14 protein-coding genes are annotated in these 14,865 nt (G+C 61.6%); 6 read left to right on the forward strand and 8 right to left on the reverse strand.

Annotated features, from left to right (window positions below; all coding sequences use genetic code 11):
- Positions 1 to 2: 2 nt before the first annotated feature.
- Together ACSSVC_RS26180 and ACSSVC_RS26185 are read right to left on the reverse strand one after the other, a co-directional pair.
- Complete coding sequence (locus ACSSVC_RS26180; RefSeq protein WP_346632156.1) at positions 3 to 485, reverse strand: GAF domain-containing protein; 483 nt, start codon at positions 483 to 485, stop codon at positions 3 to 5.
- Positions 482 to 1,372: an ATP-binding protein gene (locus ACSSVC_RS26185; protein WP_123727072.1), complete on the reverse strand. Its 891-nt coding sequence runs from the start codon at positions 1,370 to 1,372 to the stop codon at positions 482 to 484. The genes ACSSVC_RS26180 and ACSSVC_RS26185 overlap by 4 nt, the downstream gene beginning before the upstream one ends.
- A gap of 165 nt (positions 1,373 to 1,537) precedes the next feature.
- Between ACSSVC_RS26185 and ACSSVC_RS26190 the strand changes: the two genes are divergently transcribed.
- A complete protein-coding gene (locus tag ACSSVC_RS26190) occupies positions 1,538 to 3,859 on the forward strand; it encodes a hybrid sensor histidine kinase/response regulator (RefSeq protein ID WP_346632157.1) in 2,322 nt (773 codons plus the stop codon).
- On the opposite strand, the gene ACSSVC_RS26195 is transcribed toward ACSSVC_RS26190, so the two are convergent.
- The 3 genes from ACSSVC_RS26195 to msrB all read right to left on the reverse strand — a co-directional run bounded on the left by ACSSVC_RS26195 (position 3,843) and on the right by msrB (position 5,281).
- Positions 3,843 to 4,304 carry a MarR family winged helix-turn-helix transcriptional regulator gene (locus tag ACSSVC_RS26195; RefSeq protein WP_346632158.1) on the reverse strand — a complete coding sequence of 154 codons (462 nt, stop codon included), beginning with the start codon at positions 4,302 to 4,304 and terminating at the stop codon, positions 3,843 to 3,845. The genes ACSSVC_RS26190 and ACSSVC_RS26195 overlap by 17 nt on opposite strands.
- Positions 4,301 to 4,786, reverse strand: coding sequence for a glutathione peroxidase (locus tag ACSSVC_RS26200; protein ID WP_492611673.1), 486 nt, complete (start codon positions 4,784 to 4,786; stop codon positions 4,301 to 4,303). Before ACSSVC_RS26200 ends, ACSSVC_RS26195 begins: the two co-directional genes overlap by 4 nt.
- Positions 4,787 to 4,888: 102 nt before the next feature.
- Entirely contained in the window at positions 4,889 to 5,281 is a 393-nt protein-coding gene (msrB, locus tag ACSSVC_RS26205; protein WP_123727068.1) for a peptide-methionine (R)-S-oxide reductase MsrB, read from the reverse strand.
- 224 nt (positions 5,282 to 5,505) lie between these two features.
- Between msrB and ACSSVC_RS26210 the strand changes: the two genes are divergently transcribed.
- Together ACSSVC_RS26210 and htpX are read left to right on the forward strand one after the other, a co-directional pair.
- Positions 5,506 to 6,717, forward strand: a complete 1,212-nt coding sequence (locus ACSSVC_RS26210; RefSeq protein ID WP_123727067.1) for a pyridoxal phosphate-dependent aminotransferase — start codon at positions 5,506 to 5,508, stop codon at positions 6,715 to 6,717.
- Between the two features lie 316 nt (positions 6,718 to 7,033).
- Positions 7,034 to 7,921 (forward strand): protease HtpX, encoded by an 888-nt coding sequence (htpX, locus tag ACSSVC_RS26215; RefSeq protein ID WP_016965069.1) that lies wholly within the window; start codon positions 7,034 to 7,036, stop codon positions 7,919 to 7,921.
- A 68-nt stretch (positions 7,922 to 7,989) separates the two neighbouring features.
- Here htpX and ACSSVC_RS26220 read toward each other — a convergent pair whose 3' ends face one another.
- Complete coding sequence (locus ACSSVC_RS26220) at positions 7,990 to 8,655, reverse strand: thiopurine S-methyltransferase (RefSeq protein ID WP_346632159.1); 666 nt, start codon at positions 8,653 to 8,655, stop codon at positions 7,990 to 7,992.
- Positions 8,656 to 8,757: 102 nt separating this feature from the next.
- Here ACSSVC_RS26220 and ACSSVC_RS26225 point away from each other — a divergent pair, with 102 nt between their 5' ends.
- Positions 8,758 to 9,525, forward strand: coding sequence for a DODA-type extradiol aromatic ring-opening family dioxygenase (locus ACSSVC_RS26225; RefSeq protein WP_346632160.1), 768 nt, complete (start codon positions 8,758 to 8,760; stop codon positions 9,523 to 9,525).
- 98 nt (positions 9,526 to 9,623) lie between these two features.
- Here the strand turns inward: ACSSVC_RS26225 and ACSSVC_RS26230 are convergent, their stop codons facing one another.
- A complete protein-coding gene (locus ACSSVC_RS26230; RefSeq protein ID WP_016968524.1) occupies positions 9,624 to 11,297 on the reverse strand; it encodes a DEAD/DEAH box helicase in 1,674 nt (557 codons plus the stop codon).
- Positions 11,298 to 11,717: 420 nt separating this feature from the next.
- Here ACSSVC_RS26230 and ACSSVC_RS26235 point away from each other — a divergent pair, with 420 nt between their 5' ends.
- A complete protein-coding gene (locus ACSSVC_RS26235; protein WP_492611674.1) occupies positions 11,718 to 12,509 on the forward strand; it encodes a crotonase/enoyl-CoA hydratase family protein in 792 nt (263 codons plus the stop codon).
- A 52-nt stretch (positions 12,510 to 12,561) separates the two neighbouring features.
- Here the strand turns inward: ACSSVC_RS26235 and ACSSVC_RS26240 are convergent, their stop codons facing one another.
- Positions 12,562 to 13,317 carry a spermidine synthase gene (locus ACSSVC_RS26240; protein WP_102860905.1) on the reverse strand — a complete coding sequence of 252 codons (756 nt, stop codon included), beginning with the start codon at positions 13,315 to 13,317 and terminating at the stop codon, positions 12,562 to 12,564.
- 160 nt (positions 13,318 to 13,477) lie between these two features.
- Here ACSSVC_RS26240 and ACSSVC_RS26245 point away from each other — a divergent pair, with 160 nt between their 5' ends.
- On the forward strand, positions 13,478 to 14,824 hold the full coding sequence (locus ACSSVC_RS26245) for a class II 3-deoxy-7-phosphoheptulonate synthase (RefSeq protein ID WP_492611675.1): 1,347 nt from the start codon (positions 13,478 to 13,480) through the stop codon (positions 14,822 to 14,824).
- Positions 14,825 to 14,865: the final 41 nt, after the last annotated feature.

The following is a 14,865-nucleotide window of genomic DNA, read 5'->3' on the forward strand; positions in this document are numbered from 1 at the left end:
CGTCAGCAGTCGCTCAGGCGCAGGAAGATCGCTGCCAGTTGCTCGATCCCCGCCTGGTCCGCCACGCTGAAGCGGGCCAGCTTGGGGCTGTCCAGGTCGAGCACGCCGATCAGCCGGCCATCCTTGAGCAACGGCACCACCAACTCGCTGTTGGAAGCACTGTCACAGGCGATGTGTCCGGCAAAGGCATGCACGTCTTCCACTCGTTGGGTCTGCAGGGTGGCCGCAGCAGTGCCGCACACCCCACGGCCAAAGGGAATCCGCACGCAGGCGATCTGGCCCTGGAACGGGCCGAGCACCAATTCCTGGTTGCGGTTGAGGTAGAACCCCGCCCAGTTCAGGTCATCCAACTGGCTGAACAGGAACGCCGAGAACTGCGCCGCATTGGCGATAAAGTCGCGTTCATCGGCCAACAGCGACTCCAGCTGTGCGCACAGCAACCCATAGCCATTGAGGCCTTGGCCGGCGCTTTGCAAATCGATCATGCTTTTTGCTCCAACAACTGCAAACCCACCCAATAGCGGGCAAATTGATAGGCACAACGGCCGTTACGGTTGCCCCGGCCCGTGGCCCAGCGCACCGCCAGAATGTCCAGGGCCTCGTCGCGCTGCCACTTCAGGCCCGCCTTGCTCGCCAGCTCGCCGATCCAGTGCTCCACCACATTGAGGAAGTGTTCCTGGGTGAAAGGGTAGAACGACAGCCACAGGCCAAAGCGGTCCGACAGGGCAATTTTGTCCTCCACCGCTTCGCTGGGGTGCAGTTCGCCGTCGACGCGCTTCCAGTTCTCGTTGTCGCTTTCCTTTTCCGGCACCAGGTGCCGACGGTTCGAGGTGGCGTACAACAGCACGTTTTCCGGAGCCTGCTCCAGGGAGCCATCGAGTACGCTCTTGAGCACCCGGTAGTCGCCCTCGCCGGCCTCGAACGACAGGTCGTCGCAGAACAGCACGAAACGCTGGGGCAGCTTGACCAGTTGCTCCACCACCCGCGGCAGGTCCGCCAGGTGATCGCGCTCGATCTCGATCAGCCGCAGACCGCCCTTGGCGTGCTCGGCCAGCAAGGCACGCACCAGGGAGGATTTACCGGTGCCACGGGAGCCCCAGAGCAAGGCATGGTTGGCCGGCAGGCCGTCGAGGAACTGCTGGGTATTGCGTGCCAACTGCTCGCGCTGCTTGTCGACCCCGATCAGATCGCTCAGGCGCATATCCAGGCTGACTTCCAGGGGCAGCAGGAAGCCGCTGCGGCCTTCACGCTGCCAACGGGCTGCCAGACATTGGTTCCAGTCGATGCTCTGGCGCAAGGTGGGCAGCAGCGGTTCGATCCGGGCCAGGACAGCATCGGCACGTTCAAGAAATGCATTCAATCGGGCATCCACGACTTTTCCTCAGGCACGTTCAAGGTAATGATGCGTCACACAGACCAAACGCCGTCCTGATCAAAGGGTCTATCGCCTTATCAGCTGCTGCCAGGCCAGGCCGGCAACCAAAGATGATCAGCTATGCTTGCGCAGCGAAGGGAAACGAAAGTGGTTCAGCCCCCCATGGATATCAAGTTCACCAACCGCCTGTCCTATAAACAGGCACGGCTCACCGTGCTGGTGGGTTTCATTCTGGGGACCGCGCTCAGTCTGCTGCAAATCGGCATCGATTATGCCAGCGAAGATGCCTCCATCAATCGTGAAATTCAGTCACTGCTGGAAATCAGTCACAACCCGGCCTCACGTATTGCCTACAACATCGACTCCGAACTGGCCCAGGAACTGACCCTGGGCCTGCTGCGTTCCCCGGCGATCATTCGTGCGCAGCTCATCGACAACAACAATACCCTGTTGGCCAACGTCGAACGGCCCGCGCAACAGAGCCGTTACCGGGCCCTCAGCGACTTCCTGTTCGGTGCCGACCGGCAGTTCGAGGACCGTCTGTACCTCAGCCACCTGCCCGAGGAGTCTCTCGGCACCCTGCACCTGGACGTCGACACCTACGCCTTCGGCAGCCGCTTCCTGCGCCGCGCCGAGGTCACCCTGATCAACGGCTTCGCCCGTAGCCTGATCCTCACCGGGATTCTCCTGGCCCTGTTCTACGTGATGCTGACCAAACCCCTGGTGGGGGTAATCCGCGAGCTCAGCAGCCGTGACCCACGCAGCCCGCAACAGACCAGACTGGAGTTTCCCCACGGCCACGAGAACGATGAAGTCGGGGTCTTGGTCAAGGTGGCCAACCAGCAGTTCGAGATCATGGCCACCGAGATCCAGCAACGACGCAATGCCGAGAACCGCCTGACCGAATACCTCGGACAGCTGGAAAACATCGTCTCGGCACGCACCACCGAACTCAAGGCCAGCAACGCCCGGCTCAGCCAGTCCAACGAGGAGCTGGAAGTCGCCCGGCGCACCGCCCTGGACATGGCCCAGGCCCGCGCTGCGTTCCTGGCCAACATGAGCCACGAGATCCGCACACCGCTCAACGGCCTGCTGGGAATGATCGCCCTGTCCCTGGACAGCCCGCTGAACCCCGAACAGCGCCAGCAACTGTCCATCGCCCACGACTCCGGCAAAGTCCTGGTGGAGCTGCTCAACGATATTCTCGACATGTCCAAGTTCGACGCTGGGCAGTTGGAGCTGGAGCGCATCCCCTTCGACCTCGGGGTGCTGGTGGAGGACACCGCCAACCTGTTGTCGCAGAACGCGGCAGCCAGCGTGGAACTGGCCTGCCTGATCGCCCCGGACTTTCCGGCCCTGGTGCTGGGGGACCCGATGCGGGTGCGGCAGATCGTCAGCAACCTGCTGTCCAATGCCCTCAAGTTCACCCGCTTCGGCCGGGTCGATGTACGCCTGAGCACCCTGGGCGACGGAGTGCGTATCGAGATCTGCGACACCGGCATCGGCATTGCCCAGGAAGCCCAGGTGCGGATCTTCCAGCCCTATACCCAAGCGGGCGCCGGTATCACTCGCCAATACGGCGGCACGGGGTTGGGACTGGCCCTGACCTACAACCTCTGCGAGGCCATGAACGGGCGCTTGAGCATCAGCTCGGAAGTGGGCTTCGGCAGTCAGTTCTGCGCCGATCTGCCGCTGCCGTGCCACACCCCGGCCGTTGCGCCACCGGCGCTGTCCGGCAAGATCATCGCCATCACCGACGCCGGCAGCGGCCTGGCTGAACTGCTGGGTTCCCTGCTGCCGACCTGGGGGCTCGACTACCAGCGCTACGACATCGAGGACTCGCTGGCCGGGCTCGACCCCGACCTGCTGATCACCGATTGCCCGGAATGCCTGTTCGGCCTGCGCCCGGCCATTACCGCGCCGATCCTGCTGGTGACCGCCTATGGCAGCTTCCTGCCCAGCGAAGAGGCCAGCGCCCTGGCGCCGCTGCAGCAACAGGCTCGCCCCCTGGCGCGCAATGCCTTGTATCAGACCCTGCGCCGCTCGTTGCTGGCGGAAACCATTACCCTCAATGACGCCCAGCTGGAAATGCCGGCGCAGATCCGCCGGGCAGACATCCTGCTGGTGGAGGACAACCCGGTGAACCAGCTGGTGGCCAAAGGCATGCTCAGCAAGCTCGGCTGCGCCGTGACCGTGGCCGCCCATGGCGCCGAGGCCCTCAACCAGCTGGAACACAACCGCTTCGACTTGGTGCTGATGGACTGCAACATGCCAGTCATGGACGGTTATGAGGCCAGTCGACAGATCCGTCGCAGCGGACGCTGGCCGGACTTGCCGATCATTGCCCTGACCGCCAATGCCATGCCCGAGGAGCGCGAACGCTGCCGGGTGGCGGGCATGAGTGACTACCTGGCCAAGCCATTCCGTCGCGAGGAACTAATCGCCCTGCTGGATCTGTGGGTGCCCACTACGACAAGGCTTTGATCTGCTGCAGCAGGTGATCGAGGCCGTCGCGCAACTGGTCCAGACTGTTGAGGTCGACCCCGCTGTCGCACAGCAGCGCCGCCTTGAGCGGCGGCACCTGATCCCGCAGCGCCAGGCCTGTTTCACTCAAGCTCAGGTGCACTTCCCGCTCATCACGCCCTGAGCGTTGACGCTGCACCAGTTGCAGCTGCTCAAGACGCTTGAGCAGCGGGGTCAGGGTGCCGGAATCCAGGGACAGACGCTCCCCCAGGGCCTTCACCGTTGGCTGCGGCACAGGCGCCGCCTGCCACTCCCACAGCACCAGCATCACCAGGTACTGCGGGTAGGTCAGGCCCAGACAGTCGAGCATCGGCTTGTAGCCACGAACCACCGCTCGCGAGGCAGCGTACAGTTTGAAGCACAGCTGGGAATCGAGTTTCAGTGAATCCACCGACAGGTCGTTCATTTGAGCAGGGCTTCAATCTCGCGGCTCAGGTCCTGGGGCTTGGTCGCTGGCGCGAAGCGCTTGACCAGCTTGCCGTCCTGACCAATCAGGAACTTGGTGAAATTCCATTTGATGCCCTGGGAACCCAGGACCCCGGGTGCACGTTTCTTCAACTGGACGAACAGCGGGTGGGCGGCGGCGCCATTGACTTCGATCTTCTTGAACAGCGGGAAGCTGACGCCGTAGTTCAGCTCGCAGAACTCGGAAATCGCCCCTTCATTGCCCGGTTCCTGCTTGCCGAACTGGTTGCACGGGAAGCCCAGTACCACCAGGCCCTGGTCCTTGTAGGTCTGCCACAGCTCCTCCAGCCCCTTGTACTGGGGGGTGAAACCACACTTGCTGGCGGTGTTGACCACCAGCACAGCCTTGCCGGCGAAGTCCGCCAGGGTCTTCTGTTCACCCTTGATGGTGGTGCAGGGAATAGTCAGCAGCGAATCGGACATGGCAGCAATTCCATTCAAGATAAGAGGCGGAAAAATAGCGCCCAATTAAATTGTGCGCAATTTAATTAATCGAAAGGCGACTCCGAAGAATCGCCCTGTTACTTAACGCGGAACCAGATCCAGGCACACCGAGTTGATGCAATAACGCAAGCCGGTGGGCGGCGGACCGTCCGGGAAAACATGGCCCAGGTGGGCATCGCATTTGGCACAGACCACTTCGGTCCGGATCATGCCGTGGCTCACGTCACGAATCTCGACCATGGCACTGTCGGCGATGGGTTCAAAGAAACTCGGCCAGCCACAACCGGAGTCGAATTTGGCCGTGGAGTCGAACAGCGGCTCATTGCAGCAGATGCAATGATAGACCCCATCGGTCTTGGTGCCGTTGTACTTGCCCGAGAAGGGGCGTTCGGTGCCCTTGAGCCGGCAGACGTTGTACTGCTCCGGATCGAGCATCGCCCGCCACTCTTCCAGGGTTTTTTCCAGCTTTTCCATGGTCCTTCCTCTGCAACGGAAAAAGCCCGATCTGTATCTTTTCCACGGATCGGGCGGCACGTATGATTGCGCCTCGTCAGACGCCAGTCTGGCAGCCGCGTTACACCCATTCAAACGGATTTTGCCGCAGCCGGTGCGGGCTACAGGCCGGTGTGACACGGCAGGATTCCCAGTACGGTAGTTCATCCTCCGCCTGGATCGTTCATTTTCGGGAACACATCGCCATGCAGGTCAGCAAATCGAACAAGCTCGCCAACGTCTGTTATGACATTCGCGGCCCAGTGCTCAAGCACGCCAAACGCCTGGAAGAGGAAGGCCATCGCATCCTCAAGCTGAATATCGGCAACCCGGCACCCTTTGGTTTCGAAGCGCCGGACGAAATTCTTCAGGATGTGATCCGCAACCTGCCCACCGCCCAGGGCTACAGCGACTCCAAGGGCCTGTTCAGTGCGCGCAAGGCGGTGATGCAGTACTACCAGCAGAAACAGGTGGAAGGCATTGGCATTGAAGACATCTACCTGGGCAACGGCGTCTCCGAGCTGATCGTGATGGCCATGCAGGCCCTGCTCAACAATGGCGACGAAGTGCTGGTCCCGGCGCCCGATTACCCGCTGTGGACCGCCGCGGTGAGCCTGGCCGGCGGCAACCCGGTGCACTACCTGTGCGACGAGCAGGCCAACTGGTGGCCGGACCTGGCCGACATCAAGGCCAAGATCACCCCGAACACCAAGGCCCTGGTGATCATCAACCCGAACAACCCCACCGGCGCCGTGTACCCCAAGGAAGTGCTGCTGGGCATGCTGGAACTGGCCCGTCAGCACAACCTGGTGGTGTTCTCGGACGAGATCTACGACAAGATCCTCTACGATGACGCTGTGCATATCTGCACCGCCTCCCTGGCGCCGGACCTGCTGTGCCTGACCTTCAACGGATTGTCCAAATCCTATCGGGTGGCGGGTTTCCGTTCCGGCTGGGTGGCCATTTCCGGTCCCAAGCAGCATGCGCTGAGCTATATCGAAGGCATCGACATGCTGGCCAACATGCGCCTATGCGCCAACGTGCCCAGCCAGCATGCGATCCAGACCGCCCTGGGCGGTTACCAGAGCATCAATGATCTGGTGCTACCGCCGGGCCGCCTGCTGGAACAGCGCAACCGCACCTGGGAGCTGCTCAACGACATTCCCGGGGTGAGCTGCGTGAAACCCATGGGCGCGCTGTACGCCTTCCCGCGGATCGATCCTAAGATCTGCCCGATCCACAATGACGAGAAGTTCGTCCTCGACCTGCTGCTCTCGGAAAAGCTCCTGGTAGTCCAGGGCACCGCGTTCAACTGGCCTTGGCCCGATCACTTCCGCGTGGTGACCCTGCCTCGGGTAGATGACCTGGAACAGGCCATCGGTCGGATCGGAAGTTTCCTCAAGTCCTACCGCCAGTAATCCGTACGACGCAGTGCGATCCTGACCCGATCGCACTGCGATTAATTCAGCAACACATCTTCACTGCCCTGCTCCACGCCCCTTCTATAAGCTTGCACTTTCCACCCTGCCCACTGTCACAAGGTCTGCGCCGAAGTCGGGGGTTGGCCGTGCCTGACAATCGCCTGTGACAATCCCCGATGAAGTTGCAAGGCGAGCGTCTAGCCCCGGGCCAAGCGACACAGTTTGAAATAGAAGCCGTATTGAATAGGCCGTTGCTGCACCTTATATACCCCGCAGTACGCTACATCTTTAGCTTGAGGAGATTTCTACAACCATGATGCGAATCCTGCTGTTTTTGGCCACTAACCTTGCGGTCGTGCTGATTGCCAGCATCACCCTGAGCCTTTTCGGCTTCAACGGGTTCATGGCGGCCAATGGGGTTGACCTGAACCTCAATCAGCTGCTGATTTTCTGTGCGGTCTTTGGTTTTGCCGGTTCGCTGTTCTCGCTGTTCATCTCCAAGTGGATGGCGAAGATGAGCACCAGCACGCAGATCATCACTCAACCGCGCACCCGCCATGAGCAATGGTTGTTGCAAACCGTTGAGCAACTATCCCGCGAAGCCGGGATCAAGATGCCCGAAGTAGGTATTTTCCCGGCCTACGAGGCCAACGCCTTCGCCACCGGCTGGAACAAGAACGACGCCCTAGTGGCGGTCAGCCAAGGCCTGCTGGAGCGTTTCTCGCCCGATGAAGTCAAGGCCGTGCTGGCCCACGAGATCGGTCACGTTGCCAACGGCGACATGGTGACCCTGGCACTGATCCAGGGCGTGGTGAACACCTTCGTGATGTTCTTCGCGCGGATCATCGGCAACTTCGTCGACAAGGTGATCTTCAAGAACGAAGAAGGCCAGGGCATTGCCTACTACGTGGCGACCATCTTCGCCGAACTGGTTCTGGGCTTTCTCGCCAGCGCCATCGTCATGTGGTTCTCGCGCAAGCGGGAATACCGTGCCGACGAAGCCGGTGCCCGCCTGGCCGGCACCAACGCCATGATCGGCGCCCTGCAGCGCCTGCGCTCGGAACAGGGCCTGCCGGTGCATATGCCCGACACCCTGAACGCCTTCGGCATCAACGGCGGTATCAAGCAGGGCCTGGCTCGTATGTTCATGAGCCACCCGCCGCTGGAAGAGCGTATCGACGCCCTGCGTCGTCGCGGCTGATCAGCCAACCGGAAACACCCAAAAGGGCGACGCGAGTCGCCCTTTTGCATGGCGCGGGAAAATACCTGTCAGCGTCCGCCCTGCTTTTCCAGACGATAGACTCGCTCCACCAGCCGCGTGACTCCATTCTGGAGAAACTTCCAGCTCTCCCCAAGAATATCGCGCTCAACCTCTACCTCCAGCTGCCAAGTACTCCCGAGCCGCTGACGGACTTCATCGTCGAGTACCGCGAATGGCGGACCGTCCAACTGGGACTGATCGTAATCCATGGTAATCAACAGCCCCTTGCAGCCCGCAGGTAGCAGAGCATTGAGGTGCGCGGCGTAGCGCTGACGCATTTCGGGGGGCAAGGCGATCATCGCGGCACGGTCGTACAGTGCGGTACAACCCGCCATATCCTCGGCAGCCAGGGTAAAGAAGTCGCCGCACCAGAGCTGGATCGGACCATGGGCATAGACCTTGAAGCCGCCTTGCTGGCTGAGCTGCGGTTCTAGATTGTGCTCGCGAAAGAAGTCCTCAACGGCCTTCTCCGCCAACTCGATGCCCAGCACCTGAAAACCCTGGTTGGCAAGCCAGATCAGGTCCAGGCTCTTGCCGCACAGGGGCACCAGCACCCGCGCGTCCGTGGGCAGGCCCAAACTCGGCCAGTACTGTTGCAGGTAGGGATTGACCTCTGCCAGGTGAAAGCCGATCTGATCGCGCTCCCAGCGCTTGTGCCAAAAGTCCGCGTGCATGAGAAGTCCTTAAAATTCGATCAAAAAGCGCTAAAACTTATATTAGATTTAGATCAATGATCTGATTGAAGATGGCGCATCTTAACCTTCAGGACCTTCTTCATGCTTCCCAGCCTGTTTATCTCCCACGGTTCCCCCATGCTGGCCCTGGAGCCCGGTGCCAGTGGTCCCGCCCTGGCCAACCTAGCGGCACAGCTGCCACGCCCCAAGGCGATCCTGGTGGTTTCAGCCCATTGGGAAAGCCAGGATCTGCGGGTCAGCGCCCACCCTCATCCGGAAACCTGGCATGACTTCGGCGGCTTCCCCGCCGCCCTGTTTGCCGTGCAATACCCGGCTCCCGGCGATCCTGAACTGGCGGCACAAGTGGTGGAGCTGCTCAAGGCCGACGGCCTGCCGGCGCAGCTGGACAACCAGCGCCCCTTCGACCACGGCGCCTGGGTGCCGCTGTCGCTGATGTACCCGCAAGCAGACATCCCGGTGATCCAATTGTCGCTGCCCAGTCGCCTGGGCCCCGCCCTGCAGACCCGCATCGGCCGTGCCTTGGCGAGCCTGCGGGAACAAGGCGTGTTGCTGATCGGCTCCGGCAGCATTACCCACAACCTGCGGGAACTGGACTGGCACGCTGGCCCGGAAAGTGTCGAACCCTGGGCCAAGGTCTTTCGTGACTGGATGATCGAAAAACTGGCGGCCAACGACGAAGCAGCCCTGCACGACTATCGGCAGCAGGCACCGAATGCCGTGCGCAGCCACCCGAGCGATGAACACCTGCTGCCGCTGTACTTCGCCCGAGGTGCCGGTGGCGAATTCAGCGTGGCCCACCAGGGGTTCACCATGGGCGCGCTGGGCATGGATATCTATCGCTTCGGCTGATAGCTCTCCGGCAAGCCGACGCCTGCAAATCCCAGGCAAAAAAAATCCCCGAACCAGTCGGGGATTTTTTATGCCTGATCAATCAGCCCGAGGGCGGATCAATCTTCGCGGTAGCGACGCAGCTTCAGCTGCTTGCCGGCAACGCGAGTGTCTTTGAGCTTGGTCAGCAGACGGTCCAGACCGTCTTCCGGCAGCTCTACCAGACTGAAGCTGTCGCGCACCTGGATGCGACCGATAGCCTCACGAGCCAGGCCACCTTCGTTGAGGATCGCGCCCAAGAGGTTCTTGGCGGCGATACCGTCACGAGCACCCAGTGCGGTACGGCAGCGCGCACGACCTTCGCCCAGAGGCATTGGCGCGCGACGCTCACGGTCACCACGATCTGGACGATCACCGGAACGCTCAGGACGATCACCACGTGGAGCGCTGTTGGGCACCAGTGGACGCTCTTTCTCGATGGCTGCCAGGTTCAGCGCTTGACCGTTGGTGGCCTTGCGCAGCAGGGCCGCGGCCAGGGCACGCGGGCTGCAACCGATATCGGCAGTCAGGCGATCCAGCAGCTCACCGTGGGTGGCTTCAGCGTCAGCTACCAGAGGCGACAGGCTGTTGGTCAGCTTCTTGATGCGAGCATCAAGAACAGCTTGGGCGTCCGGCAGACGAACTTCGGCAACCTTCTGACCGGTCACACGCTCGATCACTTGCAGCATGCGGCGCTCACGCGGAGTCACCAGCAGCAGCGCACGACCTTCGCGACCGGCACGGCCGGTACGGCCAATACGGTGCACGTAGGATTCCGGGTCGTATGGCATGTCCACGTTGAATACGTGGGTGATGCGCGGTACGTCCAGACCACGAGCGGCTACGTCGGTCGCGACAACGATGTCCAGACGGCCATCCTTGAGGGAGTCGATGACGCGCTCACGCTGGTTCTGGGCAATGTCACCGTTCAGCGCAGCGGCCTTGTAGCCTTTGGCTTCCAGGGCACTGGCCAGATCCAGGGTCGCTTGCTTGGTGCGCACGAACATGATCAGGGCGTCGAAATCTTCAACTTCCAGCAAGCTCAGAACAGCAGAGGTCTTCTGGTCAGCGTGAACCAGCAGGTGAGCCTGCTCGATCGCGGTGACAGTCTGGGTCTTGCTCTGGATCTTGACGTGTTTCGGGTCCTTCAGGTGACGCTCGGCGATGGCCCGGATCGACTGCGGCAGAGTGGCCGAAAACAGTACGGTCTGGCGTGACTCAGGCATGGCCTTGAAGATGACTTCCAGGTCATCCATGAAGCCCAGCTTGAGCATTTCGTCGGCTTCGTCGAGAACCAGGTGGTTCACGGTGGCCAGGACTTTTTCGTCGCGACGCAGGTGGTCGCACAGACGGCCCGGAGTGGCGACAACGATCTGTGCGCCATTACGGATTGCTTTCAATTGTGGGCCCATCGGCGCACCGCCGTAGACGGCCACAACAGTCACGCCCGGCATTTGCTTGGCGTAGGTTTCGAAAGCGGTTGCAACTTGTAGCGCCAACTCACGGGTTGGGGCCAGGATCAGAGCTTGCGGCTCGCGCTTGGACGGATCAATGCGGTGCAGGATAGGCAGGGCAAAGGCAGCGGTTTTACCGGTACCGGTTTGCGCCTGACCAATCATATCGTGACCGGCAAGGATGATCGGGATCGACTGCTGCTGAATAGCCGAAGGCTCTTCATAGCCGGTAGCGACTACTGCAGCGACAATATTGGGATGAAGTTCAAGAGCGGCGAAGCCGCCGATTTCCTGGGTCATGGGTCTGCCTCTAAGTGCATCCGCAAAGACCCATGCTCCAAAGCTGCGCATGCCGTGTAAGACTCAAGAGTCACCCTGGCAGCTTTGTCGGCGGGGATTTGCGAAAACGATTGGATGAATGGATCGTCAAGGATAGTCCGCGCAGCGGACAAGCAGCCGAAGCTGACTTCGGGGAATTGCATTACCTAAACGTGGCCCGGCTAAAGGCCGGCGCGCACTATACCGGAATTACTCAAAAAAGGGAGTTTTTTTTATCGGAAAACTCCGCTGAACGCCCGATGGTCACGGGCTTTGCGCAGACTCGGACGGCGCGCTATTTTGCTCAGGCCCGCAGCTGTTGGTCGTAACGCTAAAACGATTCACCTTTGTGCTTGAAAGCCTTCCTGCACATTCCCTGCTTCCCCCATGAGGATCGCGCCCATGAATCAGCCCAGTGCCAGCCGTGTCAGCCGCGAACAACGCGGTCACCTGTTTCTAATCGGCCTGGACCGGGTCGCCAAGCGCAATGCCTTCGACCTTGAACTGCTCAACCAGTTGAGCCTGGCCTATGGTGAGTTCGAAGCCAGCAGCGAAGCCCGCATCGCCGTGGTATTCGGCCACGGCGAACACTTTACCGCGGGGCTGGACCTGGCCAATGTCGGCGCCACCCTGGCACAGGGCTGGCAGGCACCTCCCGGCGGCTGCGACCCTTGGGGGGTGTTCGCCGGACCGCGGGTAAGCAAGCCTGTGATAGTCGCTGTACAGGGTTACTGCCTGACCATCGGAATCGAACTGATGCTGGCGGCGGATATCAATCTGTGTGCCAGCAATACGCGCTTTGCCCAGATGGAAGTGCAGCGCGGCATCTTTCCCTTCGGCGGCGCGACCCTGCGCCTGCATCAACTGGCCGGCTGGGGCAATGCCATGCGCTGGTTGCTGACCGGTGACGAGTTCGACGCCCATGAAGCCCTGCGCCTGGGGCTGGTCCAGGAGGTGATGGCCAGTGAGGACCTGCTGCCCCGGGCCATTGAACTGGCCGAACGGATTGCCCGGCAGGCGCCGCTGGGGGTGCAGGCAACGCTGATGTCAGCGCGTCAGGCCAGGCTTGAAGGCGAGACGGTGGCCGCTCAGGGCTTGCCGCCGCTGATACACAAACTGATGAACAGCGAGGACGCCAAGGAAGGCGTGCGGGCGATGATCGAGAAGCGGCCGGGGGGGTTCAAGGGGTGTTGAACAGGCCGGCCGGCAGATTGTCTTCGCCGGCGAGCCGGCTCCTGCAACAAGCTCATGTGGCGGGGCGAATGGCCTTGATCAGCGACTGCAGGGAATAGCCCAGGCGCGGGGCCAGGGCTTCGGCCCGAGCGGTCAGGCTCGGCAGGTCCAGGTCCTGCTCCAGGTCGGAGGGCACGATCAGGATCACATTGCCCTCCTTCACCGGCAGCTCCCAGTAGTGGCGGTGATAAAGGCCACGCAACAAGGCTGCCCCCAGGGGCTTGCCGTCATCGGTGGCCCACTGGTTGATCACCAGCCAGCCTCCGGGATTGAGGCGCTTCTGGCAGTTTTCCAGAAAGCCCCAGGCCAGATGGCCGACGCCCGGGCCGACATCGGTGTACAGGTCGACGAAGATCAGGTCGGCGGATTCGGCACTGTCCAGCAACTCCAGGGCGTCACCGACTCTTATATAAAGACGCGGATCATCGTCCAGGCCCAGGTACTCGATGGCCAGGCGTGGAACATCCGGGCGCAGTTCAATGGCTTCGACGTCTTCCAGAGGCAGGAACTTCAGGCAGGCCTGAGTCAGGGTGCCGGCGCCCAGGCCGAGAAACAGTGCGCTCTCCGGTGCCTCATGGCACAGGGCACCGATCAGCATGGCCCGGGTGTAGTCGTACTCCAGCCAGCTGGGATCGGCGGTGAACACGCAGCTTTGCTCGATGGCGTCGCCAAATTCGAGGAAGCGGTAGTCCGCCACTTCCAATACCCGAATCATGCCGAACTGGTCATGAACCTCGGCGAGCACACGCTCGACGCGCTCCTCAGTCATTTCATCTCCTAGTCGCGGGGCTCGCAATCGGGCCGGCGCGATAAACCAACCGCTCGGCAGCGAGCGGGAAAGGCGCGATTGTCGGCCAAGCGAGAGGAGCAGGTCACGCACTAATTTGCTGCTAACATGCCCCTCCCACCGTAAAGCACTCGAGTCCGCGATGAGCCAACCCTGGAGCCCCGACAGCTGGCGCGCCTTGCCGATCCAGCAACAACCCCAGTACCCCGACGCTGCGCATCTGCTGCAGGTCGAGCAAACCCTGGCCAGTTATCCACCGCTGGTGTTTGCCGGTGAAGCCCGGGAGTTGCGCCGCCAGTTTGCCGAAGTGACCCAGGGCCGCGCCTTCCTGCTCCAGGGCGGCGACTGCGCCGAAAGCTTTGCCGAATTCTCCGCCGCGAAGATCCGCGACACCTTCAAGGTGCTGCTGCAGATGGCCATTGTCATGACCTTTGCCGCCGGCTGCCCTGTGGTCAAGGTCGGACGCATGGCCGGCCAGTTCGCCAAGCCACGCTCGGCCAACGACGAAACCATCAATGGCGTGACCTTGCCGGCCTATCGCGGCGACATCGTCAACGGCATCGGCTTCGATGCAAAAAGCCGGGTGCCAGACCCGGACCGCCTGCTGCAGTCCTACCACCAGGCCACGGCCACCCTGAACCTGTTGCGGGCCTTCGCCCAAGGCGGCTTTGCCGACCTGCATCAAGTGCACAAGTGGAACCTGGACTTCATCGCCAACTCGGCCCTGGCCGAGAAGTACAGCCAGCTGGCGAACCGCATCGATGAAACCCTGGCCTTCATGCGTGCCTGCGGCATGGACAGCTCGCCGCAACTGCGCGAGACCAGCTTCTTCACCGCCCACGAAGCGCTGCTGCTCAATTACGAAGAGGCCTTTGTCCGCCGTGACAGCCTGACCAACGACTACTACGACTGCTCGGCGCACATGCTGTGGATCGGCGACCGTACCCGCCAGTTGGACGGTGCCCACGTCGAGTTCCTGCGGGGTGTGAATAACCCGATCGGGGTCAAGGTCGGCCCGAGCATGAACACCGAGGAACTGATCCGCCTGATCGACATTCTCAACCCGAGCAACGATCCAGGCCGTCTCAACCTGATCGTGCGCATGGGCGCCAACAAAGTCGGCGACCACCTGCCGCAACTGATCCGCGCGGTAGAGAGCGAAGGCAAGCAAGTGCTCTGGAGCTCTGACCCGATGCACGGCAACACCATCAAGGCCAGCAGTGGCTACAAGACCCGGGATTTCGCGCAGATCCTGACCGAGGTCAAGGAATTCTTCCAGGTGCATCAGGCGGAAGGCAGCTATGCCGGCGGCATTCATATCGAGATGACCGGGCAGAACGTCACCGAGTGCATCGGCGGCGCACGGCCGATTACCGAGGATGGCTTGTCGGATCGCTACCACACCCATTGCGATCCACGGATGAATGCCGACCAGTCCCTGGAATTGGCCTTCCTGATTGCCGAGACCTTGAAGCAGGTCAAACGCTAAGAGCGCTTTCGCAGGCGAGCCCGCTCCTACAAGGGCTGTGT

The organism is Pseudomonas sp. E1BtOHC1 (assembly GCF_058744285.1).

What these genes read in the sequence shown, in the direction of transcription:
- ACSSVC_RS26210 (WP_123727067.1), top strand. Translation starts at nt 5,506, where the DNA reads ATGCAGGTCAGCAAATCGAACAAGCTCGCCAACGTCTGTTATGACATT.
- msrB (WP_123727068.1), bottom strand. Translation starts at nt 5,281, where the DNA reads ATGGAAAAGCTGGAAAAAACCCTGGAAGAGTGGCGGGCGATGCTCGAT.
- ACSSVC_RS26230 (WP_016968524.1), bottom strand. Translation starts at nt 11,297, where the DNA reads ATGACCCAGGAAATCGGCGGCTTCGCCGCTCTTGAACTTCATCCCAAT.
- ACSSVC_RS26235 (WP_492611674.1), top strand. Translation starts at nt 11,718, where the DNA reads ATGAATCAGCCCAGTGCCAGCCGTGTCAGCCGCGAACAACGCGGTCAC.
- ACSSVC_RS26245 (WP_492611675.1), top strand. Translation starts at nt 13,478, where the DNA reads ATGAGCCAACCCTGGAGCCCCGACAGCTGGCGCGCCTTGCCGATCCAG.
- htpX (WP_016965069.1), top strand. Translation starts at nt 7,034, where the DNA reads ATGATGCGAATCCTGCTGTTTTTGGCCACTAACCTTGCGGTCGTGCTG.
- ACSSVC_RS26240 (WP_102860905.1), bottom strand. Translation starts at nt 13,317, where the DNA reads ATGACTGAGGAGCGCGTCGAGCGTGTGCTCGCCGAGGTTCATGACCAG.
- ACSSVC_RS26225 (WP_346632160.1), top strand. Translation starts at nt 8,758, where the DNA reads ATGCTTCCCAGCCTGTTTATCTCCCACGGTTCCCCCATGCTGGCCCTG.
- ACSSVC_RS26180 (WP_346632156.1), bottom strand. Translation starts at nt 485, where the DNA reads ATGATCGATTTGCAAAGCGCCGGCCAAGGCCTCAATGGCTATGGGTTG.
- ACSSVC_RS26195 (WP_346632158.1), bottom strand. Translation starts at nt 4,304, where the DNA reads ATGAACGACCTGTCGGTGGATTCACTGAAACTCGATTCCCAGCTGTGC.
- ACSSVC_RS26200 (WP_492611673.1), bottom strand. Translation starts at nt 4,786, where the DNA reads ATGTCCGATTCGCTGCTGACTATTCCCTGCACCACCATCAAGGGTGAA.
- ACSSVC_RS26190 (WP_346632157.1), top strand. Translation starts at nt 1,538, where the DNA reads ATGGATATCAAGTTCACCAACCGCCTGTCCTATAAACAGGCACGGCTC.
- ACSSVC_RS26220 (WP_346632159.1), bottom strand. Translation starts at nt 8,655, where the DNA reads ATGCACGCGGACTTTTGGCACAAGCGCTGGGAGCGCGATCAGATCGGC.